The sequence below is a fragment of the Tissierella simiarum genome (assembly GCF_018917865.1).
Classification (GTDB): domain Bacteria; phylum Bacillota; class Clostridia; order Tissierellales; family Tissierellaceae; genus Tissierella_C; species Tissierella_C simiarum.
In genome coordinates this window covers 1-8,961 of the sequence record NZ_JAHLPM010000036.1, presented here as the reverse complement: position 1 = coordinate 8,961, position 8,961 = coordinate 1, and the positions used below count along the sequence as shown (strand labels likewise).

Below are 8,961 nucleotides of genomic sequence, written 5' to 3'. Positions count from 1 at the left end.
TGATGATTTCATAGACGAAGCTTTATCATATGCAAAGCGAAATTTAGAGCAATCCAAAGAAACTTAGAGCAATTCTATGAAGATATTGTACTATTTTTTCATATTTAGTTTACAGAGCCTTCTATACTTCTTTTTTTAAAATTGCTTTTACAGCATTTTCAATTTCTTCATATCCTGTACATCTACATAGATTTGATTGAAGCCACTCTTCTATTACATGGTCATCAGCATCAGGATGAATTTGTGCTAAAGCATGGCAAACCATTAAAAATCCAGAAGTGCAGTAACCACATTGAAATCCCCAATTTTCAACAAATGCTTTTTGAATAGGTGCATTTTTCAATCCTTCAACAGTAAGAATCTTCTTTCCTATAGCCTCTACAGTAAGCATTAAGCATGATTTTATAGGCCAATCATCTATTAATACAGTACAGGCACCACAATCTCCATTTTCACAACCAGGCTTTGCACCTGTAAGCCCAAGTTCTTCTCGGAGAGTATATAATAAAGTATCAGAAGGTTTAGCAACAACCTTTCTATCTTCTCCATTTACATTTAATGTTAAGACGGTAGTACCTAAAACTTCTAGCATTAATTCACCTCCTCAAAATTTGTTAAGGCTTCATGTATCATTGTATGCAGCATAAATTTTCTATATTCTGAAGAACCGCTAATATCATTTAATACCTTACCAGGTATATTGTTAATAGCATTACTTATTTTTTTATCCATAGAAGAAACGGTATTATCATTTAAAATATCTTCCATTATATAGGATCTTAGAGGATAATCGCACATACCACTAAAGGCAATTTTAATTTTATTATTGTCTTTTAATGCCGCTATTGTAATTAGAGGATAATCTATTTTTTCATTTTTTGTTCTCTTTACATGAATATTAGGCAAAGTTATAAAATTATCCTTTATAATCACTTGAACTATCATTTCTCCATCAGCAAGTTGAATTCGTTTATTAAAAGCATCCATTATGGGGACTCGTCTTTCACCGTTGATACTTGCTAATACGATTTCACTATCTGCCACCATAAGAGGTAGTACAGCTTCTCGATATATAATGGTACCAGCTAAGTTCCCCCCTAATGTAATCTTATCTTGTACTGTATGATCAGCTATTCTTTTAACGGTTAAACTAAGGAGAGGAAAAAAATTTGATTCTGCAATATTAGTAAGGGTTACAGCGGAGCCTATTGTTAGTTCATTATTCTTTAATTCATGTATATTACACTCTAGAATACCTTTAATATCAATAACTGCTTCTGTATATACATTATGCATTCTCGCCATACTAATGAATTCAGTTCCTCCACCATAATATATTGGTTTTTTTCCTGCAGATTTTAATTTATTATATAAATTAACGGCTTCTTCTATCGTCGTTGGTTTATAGTATTCAAAATCAAAAGGTATCATATCTGCCTCCCGTCATAGTTTTCCATATTAGTTCTGGAGAGATAGGTAACTTATTAAAATTAAATCCTGTTGCTAAGGATATAGCATTAGCAAAGGCAGCTGGAATCCCAAGAATACCATGTTCACCCATCCCACGAGCACCAAAAGGGGCATCAATTTGAGGTGTTTCTATAAAATCAACTATATATTTAGGCTGTTCTCCAAAATGTATTAACTTATATGTTCTCAAAGATGTGTTTTCTAATATACCAGAATCATTATATAAAAATTCTTCATGGGTCGCCAATCCTATTCCCATACTCATACCACCCATTATAATACCACTAGCAGTCTTAGGATTTATTACTTTACCTACATCAATAACCGTTGCGGCATTTAATAACCTATAAGTATACTTTCTAGGATCATATTCTATTTCTACAGCTTGAGCACCTACAGTCCAAGATACTCCTACTTTTCCCTTTCCTGTTTCCTTATCTAACGAAGTTAAATGTTTCATAATATAACTTCCTCGTCCAATCATTTGTCCCCCTATAGACGAGCCACCTGGATATTGGTATCCATGGACTAAATCTTTAAATGGAGCATATATTTCAGGATTATCCCTCAAATACACTTTTTGGTCTTTTATATCTAAGTCATCTGGAGGACATTTAAGAACTATAGAACCAAGATTCTTTAATTGTTGTATTAAATCTTCAGCTGCTTGAATAACTGCATTTCCAACCATAAAAGTTGTCATGCTTGCAACTGTTTTCCAATGTTTAGGAGTCGTTTGAGTATCTACATCCATGACTACATGAATTTTATCAATGTCCATTTTCATCTTTTCAGCAAGTATTTGAGCTATTGTAGTTTTCATTCCAGGTCCAATTTCTACACCACCAAAGTTTAAATTTATACTGCCATCAGTATTTAAAGTAAGAATAACTCCAGATGAAGCATTAGTAGGAGAAGTTGAAGTTTTCCAAAAACAGCTCATTCCTTTCGCTCTTATCATACCGTTGTCTGTTATTATTCTCGAGCCTTCCTGCCAATTCATAATTTCCTTTAGCCTTAGTATGCATTTTACTAAGTTTCCTGTATTGCTTAAAGTTAGTTTATCTTGCGTTGGAGAAAGATTCCCAGGAGCTATGGCATTTTTCATTCTTAACTCTATTGGATCTATACCTAATGATGCTGCCAGTTGATCCAATATTCTTTCAATACAAAATGTAAATGCCGTATGTCCAAAACCACGATAGGATGTAACAAATGTGTGATTAGTATAAATAGTGATTGCATCACATTGAACATTTTCAATATTATACGGTCCAGTACAATTAACAGCTATTGCCTTAGCCATACGTGGACCAGTGTCAGCATAAGCACCACAACCTACATAATAGGTGCACTCTAAAGCTTTTATAATACCATCTTTAGTAGCACCTATTTTAAGTTTAGCTTCAACACCGATTTTAGATGGTGATGAAGCAATATCTTCCTCTCGAGAATTCGCTACTTTAACCAATCTTCCTCCAACTGTTTTTGAAGCAAGATATGCTATAAATTCAAGATCAACAGCAACTTTTCCACCAAAACCTCCTCCAACTAATGGAACACGAACAATAATATTCCCTTCAGATATATTATAAATCTTACTTAATTCTTCCTTTACTGAAAATGGAGCTTGAGATGATGTATGTATTATTACATTTCCGTTAGGAAGTATTTCGGCTTTTGAATTTCGAGTTTCCATAGCAAGATGGTCAGATTGAGGAAGTGAAAAACTTGATTCTATAACAATGTCACTTTCTGTCCAACCCTTATTCATATCTCCTTTTCTAATTTTCATATGGTCCGCAATATTAGAACCAGGTTGAGGACATACATCCTCAACAGGACAATGATATTCTCCTAAATTTTCATGTATTAATGTAGCTCCAGATTTTATAGAATCACTTATTGAGTTGACTACAGGCAGAGGATCATAAACAACTTTTATAAGTTTTATAGCTCTCATTGCTTCTTCTTCACTATTTGCCACTACTACAGCTACGGGTTCTCCAAAATATCTCACCTTATCCTTTGCAATAGGTGGTCTATCTTCAATCATAGGTCCACTTAAAGCAGGAAAGGAATCTCCAGTAATTATAGCTTGAACACCATCAGATTTTAATGCTTCTGAAATATCTATTAGTTTTATTAGAGCATGAGCATGGGTACTTGTAAGTATCTTAGCATGTAAAGCGTTAGGAGTGACTATATCACCATTATATTTGGCAGCACCAGTAACCTTATCCCATGACTCCTTTCTAGGAGTACTTACTCCAATTCTTGATATATAATCCATAAACCTCTCTCCTCTTGTATAAATCTTGAATTAATAAGAGTTTATCTGTATTAAAGTAGTTTTTCCCTATATATTATAAATATTCAAAAGCCCTAGTATAAAATATTGAAGAGATAAGTTTCTTCGGCATGCTATGATTTTTTACAGCTAGTTTTTTATTAAATAAAAAACTACTCTTTTCTGGCTTAATATTATTTTGATTCTTACTAGAAAAAAGTAGTTTACACTTAATTTTAATTTTTTTATATTACTAAATTATACATACATTATATATTATTTTTATATTTAATTTTCTAATTCTTTTTTTAAGCTCTAAAACCTCTTCAATAGAAAGTTCAGCAACTTCTGCAACCTTCTCAGGCTCGATTCCTAATTTAAGAAAATTTCTAACAGTGTTTTTCTTTCCTATTAAAATGACTATTTCAAAATGGTTAAAAACCATTTTGAAATAGTCATTGTATTATACTTTTATCTTTTTAATGTTGAATATACTGTAGTACAAGGCATTATAGGATCTCCACTATGCACAAATGTAGTAATTCCTAAATTTAAATTAACTAATACTAATGCTAAAGATATAAAACCTACCAATGTTTTTTTAACTTTCATCTTTTTTTCCTCCTTAATTATTAGTTATTAAATCTTCAATTAGTTGCAAAGATTTACTTTCATTTTTATTAATTATATAAAATTCTAATGTTCTCAATAGCAAGAGGATATCATTATCTAATGAAATATTCAATATAATATCTTTATAATCTTCAAATAGTATATGTATTTTTTCCAAGTCTAAATTCTTATAATAAAGATGAAATAAAGCTAATATATTCTGTTTAACTATATCTTGCTGATTATTTTTTTTAGCGTATATCAATGATTCATTATAATATTCTTCAGCCAAATCGTATTTATTTAAATGATTATATGCAATAGCAATTTGATTGCATAGTTTAGAAAAATAGTTTGAATCTTTATTTAATCTAGTAATATTATCTAAAACTTTATTTATATACTTAAGAATTTTGTCTTTACAGTTCATCTTCACATATACTTCAGTCATATTTGCATATACCAAATATAAGTCATCATAATAATCTCCTAAAATTAATGCATCCGCTGCTTTATTATAACTTTTTAAGGCTTCATTATAACTTCCAATTTTAAAATAACAATTGCCTTGAAGTATTAGTATTTTTCCTAACTGTATATAGTTTGTATCTTCTGTATATTTTAATGCCTCCAGTACTTGCTCTAAACTTTCATCTATTAGACCCAGATATTCATAAGCAAGAGCACTATTATAATATAAAATACCAATATGTTCTTTAGATATATTTTCTCTATTTAAAATTAAGTAATTAGATAAATCAATAGCTTCTTTATACTTATTTATAAGAATACAAATAACAACCAATTTCAACGTAATCCTATAGTTTAATTTTCTATTAGGATGATTAAAAGTACATTCACGTCCCTTAAAATAATAATAGTAGCTCTTAGTATAATCCTTTAAGTTATAACTAATGTCTCCTAAAATTTCATAAATCCTTATCTTTTTATCTACTAAATTCCACTTATTTAAAAAGGATTCTATTTCATCTATATATTCTGTTTCGATATTATAGTTCTTAGTTGAAAATAGCTTGTCCAGCTCTTCAATATATAAATCAGCTTGTTTTTTTGCATCATATCTATCGGGATTAAAAATATCTTCAGGCTCAATAATAATATCTAAACCTTTGTTTTCCATAATCTCATTAATATTTCGACAAATCAGCTTAGCCTTATCTTCAGTAAGAGGAGTTTTATCATTCTCGATTATACTTATTAAATTTCTTGTAACTTCTCCTCCTGTAATTTCATACTGTTTTAGACCAAGTTCTGATCTTATTCTCTTTAAGTTTTCCCCAATGGATAAACTATTGCATTTTACCATTATGCTCATCCCTTTAGAAAATAGTTATATTCATTTATTATACTACCCTATAAAAATATATTTGTAAATGTTTTTACTCTCTTATTTTTCTACAATTTAATACAAGGTCTGGCAAAAAATTTATAAAAAATTATGATTTAATTTATATAAAAAGAAAGAACTTTTCTCTTTTTTAAACTCAAGTTGCACATATAGTTTTATACATCTTGAATAATCTTGAAGCTGTTTCTTTTTCTTCGTAAGACAGCTTCTGAGAATTTTGTATTTCTTCTATATCTCTTTCTAATTCAACATCATCAATAAATATTTTTCGTAACCTAAATACATATACAATATTTATAGCCTCTTCTTTTACTAGATTTAATCCTTTAATAAACCTAATTTTATCCTTTGAATAAATTTTAGTAATTAATTCTGCAAATTCTAAAGTATATATGCCATAAGGATTATTATAGAGTAAAATTATATTGGATATGCTTTCTATATCTTCTATATCCATTTTTATAACCTTCTGTATAATCCTTTGGTTAATGTTTCTTCCATAGTTTTGCTCCATCTTATCCCAATTGAGTATAGTTAATTGATATAATAAATCCTTTATTTCATTATCATTTAATCTTGTTTTATTAATATAGTAATATATTTTTTCTTCAGGAGCTATATCTCCTCTATCCATATATATCCCTCGCTTTTAATTAGCATATGTTCTATTATACCCATACTGGATAGAAGAATAAATTTTATATCCACAATAAAAAAGATATCTCAAAATGGCTAAAAATTATTTTGAGATATCTTTTTATTTTATGTTTTTAATGTTAAATATAATATACTATTCGGTCTTATAAGGTCTCCACCATATATAAACGTAGTAAATACTAAGTTTAAATTAACTAACATTAATGTTAGAAATACAAATCCTACTAATGTTCTTTAACTTTATCTTTATTATTTATATAAAATTCTACGGATTACTTTCTTTCATATATAATTAATTGATTAATGAATCATCAAAATATTTTTCTGCTAAGCCAAGTTTATCTAAATAATTATACACAGTATTAATCTGTCTATATATTCTAGAAAAATAATTTGAGTTTCTATTTAAATTTGGAATACTATTTAAAACCTTATTTATATATTCAATAGTTTTATCTTCACAGTTAATCTTCATATATACTTCAGTCATATTTGCATAAGCTAAAATTAGTTCATCATAATAATTGCCCAAAGCTAATACATCTACTGCTTTATTATAGCTTTTTAGAGCTTCATCATAATTCTCAGCTTCAAAATAACAATTACCCTCAACAATAAATATTTTTCCTAGTTCTATGTAATTTGTATCCTCAATATACTTTAAAGACTCAGATATTTGCTCTAAGCACTTATCTATTAGACTTAACCCTCTATAAGCAAGAGCACTATTATAATGAAGAATACCCATATATCTTTCAGGTACATTTTCCTTATTTAGAAGTGCATAATCACATAATCTAGTAGCTTCTTTATATTTTCTTGTCATGATACAATTAGCTACTAATTTTAGCATAACTCTATAGTTTAATTTTCTATTAGGATAATTAAAAGCAATTTCCCAAGCTTTGATATAGTAGCAATACCCCTTAGCATAATTTCTTAAATCATCGTAAATATCTCCCAAAATTTCATAAACTCTTATTTTTTTATCCACTAAATTCCATTTATTTAGAAATGATTCTATCTCATCTATATATTCTATTTCAATATTACAATTTTTAGTGGCAAATAGCTTGTCCAGCTTTTCAATATATAAATCAGCTTGTTTTTTAGCATCATACCTATCAGGATTAAAAATGTCCTCTGGATCGATAATAATATCTAAACCTTTATTTTGCATAATCTCATTAATGTTCCTGCAAATCAGCTTAGTCTTATCTTCAGTAAGAGAAGTTTTATCATTCTCGATTATACTTATTAAATTTCTTGTAACTTCTCCTCCCGTAATCTCATATTGTCTTAATCCTAATTCCGTTCTTATTCTCTTTAAGTTTTCCCCAATGGATAAACTATTGCATTTTACCATTATGCTCATTCCCCTAGAAAATAATTTTATTTGGTGACTATACTAACATATAAAATCATATTTGTAAACGATTTTAGTCCTCTATTTTTCTACAATTTAATACAAGATTTAACAAAAAAATTATGATTTAGCTTATATAAAAAGAAATAACTTTAACGTATAAACCAATACCATTTAATCGCTTCTTTTTCAACATTTTTTACAAAGCTGTCTTTTCCGTCACCATATCCTTCAATATCATTAGGATATTGTTCAGCAAGCTTACTTTTTAGTTCCCCATACTGTTTGCAAACTTCTGGATGTTTACGAAGATAATCTCTAAACAACAAATGTCTTTCAATTTCTGCTATATTGTCAAATTGGAACGCATGTATTTGATGAGTTCGATTATCTCCGCCTTTTCGAAAATATCTCCGTCCAATGATTCCAAACTCTCCCATGACCTCATATTCGAGTTCTTCAAATTGTTTAGAAAATAAGTCTAATTTATTAATATCATGAACCACAAGCATAATATCAATAATTGGCTTTGCTTTTAGCCCAGGCACAGAAGTGCTTCCAATATGAAAGCTATTAATCAACTCATCTTGTAGAATAGCCTTGATATTGTGCTCCTCTTTTTCATATTCATTTTCCCAATTTTCATCGTAATCTACTACTTTGATAATCATTATAAACACCCCTTTTCATAATTTTTAATACAACTATCTTACAATTAAAAATTAACTTTTACAAGTTCATAACAAGTTCATAATAACTCAATAATATTATGGATTTATACTGTATTTGTGTTTATCATTAAAATCAATTTAGGGAGGAGATTTATTTATGAAACAAACAATGGGAACGAAGAAAAAAAATATCTGGAAAACGGTGGTAGCAAGTGCAACGGCTATTACTATATGTAGTACGGTTTTTGTAGGAGCGAACAATGTAGCAATGGCAATGGCCTTGGATAAGGAGGAATCCATTTCTACAACATATAACGTTAGTACTACATCTATTGATAAAGCTGAAGACTATGTAAAAGTTGACTACAAGGTTTTAGAGAACAAGATTATGCGATCTACAAACTCTAGTGCATTGCCTATAGACCAAGCAGCTGAAATTGGAGCCCAATATCTTTGGGATATGTTTAAGGTTGACCTAAGCGGTAAGACAATCTACATGTCCTATTTCATTGATCCTGATGTTGCC

10 protein-coding genes are annotated in these 8,961 nt (G+C 29.2%); 1 reads left to right on the top strand and 9 read right to left on the bottom strand.

The window, feature by feature from the left end; genetic code table 11:
• Positions 1 to 121: 121 nt before the first annotated feature.
• The 9 genes from KQI42_RS20515 to KQI42_RS20475 all read right to left on the bottom strand — a co-directional run bounded on the left by KQI42_RS20515 (position 122) and on the right by KQI42_RS20475 (position 8,435).
• On the bottom strand, positions 122 to 592 hold the full coding sequence (locus tag KQI42_RS20515) for a (2Fe-2S)-binding protein (protein ID WP_216522668.1): 471 nt from the start codon (positions 590 to 592) through the stop codon (positions 122 to 124).
• A complete protein-coding gene (locus KQI42_RS20510; protein ID WP_216522666.1) occupies positions 592 to 1,431 on the bottom strand; it encodes an FAD binding domain-containing protein in 840 nt (279 codons plus the stop codon). The genes KQI42_RS20515 and KQI42_RS20510 overlap by 1 nt, the downstream gene beginning before the upstream one ends.
• On the bottom strand, positions 1,418 to 3,763 hold the full coding sequence (locus KQI42_RS20505) for a xanthine dehydrogenase family protein molybdopterin-binding subunit (protein ID WP_216522661.1): 2,346 nt from the start codon (positions 3,761 to 3,763) through the stop codon (positions 1,418 to 1,420). The genes KQI42_RS20510 and KQI42_RS20505 overlap by 14 nt, the downstream gene beginning before the upstream one ends.
• A gap of 250 nt (positions 3,764 to 4,013) precedes the next feature.
• Entirely contained in the window at positions 4,014 to 4,205 is a 192-nt protein-coding gene (locus KQI42_RS20500) for a hypothetical protein (RefSeq protein ID WP_216522659.1), read from the bottom strand.
• 26 nt (positions 4,206 to 4,231) lie between these two features.
• A complete protein-coding gene (locus tag KQI42_RS20495) occupies positions 4,232 to 4,372 on the bottom strand; it encodes a hypothetical protein (RefSeq protein WP_216522657.1) in 141 nt (46 codons plus the stop codon).
• 13 nt (positions 4,373 to 4,385) lie between these two features.
• Positions 4,386 to 5,699, bottom strand: coding sequence for a helix-turn-helix transcriptional regulator (locus KQI42_RS20490; protein WP_216522655.1), 1,314 nt, complete (start codon positions 5,697 to 5,699; stop codon positions 4,386 to 4,388).
• Positions 5,700 to 5,877: 178 nt separating this feature from the next.
• Positions 5,878 to 6,375 carry a hypothetical protein gene (locus tag KQI42_RS20485; RefSeq protein WP_216522653.1) on the bottom strand — a complete coding sequence of 166 codons (498 nt, stop codon included), beginning with the start codon at positions 6,373 to 6,375 and terminating at the stop codon, positions 5,878 to 5,880.
• 315 nt (positions 6,376 to 6,690) lie between these two features.
• Complete coding sequence (locus KQI42_RS20480; RefSeq protein WP_216522648.1) at positions 6,691 to 7,764, bottom strand: helix-turn-helix domain-containing protein; 1,074 nt, start codon at positions 7,762 to 7,764, stop codon at positions 6,691 to 6,693.
• 152 nt (positions 7,765 to 7,916) lie between these two features.
• Positions 7,917 to 8,435: a GrpB family protein gene (locus KQI42_RS20475; protein ID WP_216522646.1), complete on the bottom strand. Its 519-nt coding sequence runs from the start codon at positions 8,433 to 8,435 to the stop codon at positions 7,917 to 7,919.
• Between the two features lie 157 nt (positions 8,436 to 8,592).
• On the opposite strand from KQI42_RS20475, the gene KQI42_RS20470 reads away from it, so the two are divergent.
• On the top strand, positions 8,593 to 8,961 hold a 369-nt coding region (locus KQI42_RS20470), incomplete at its 3' end, for a hypothetical protein (protein ID WP_216522644.1).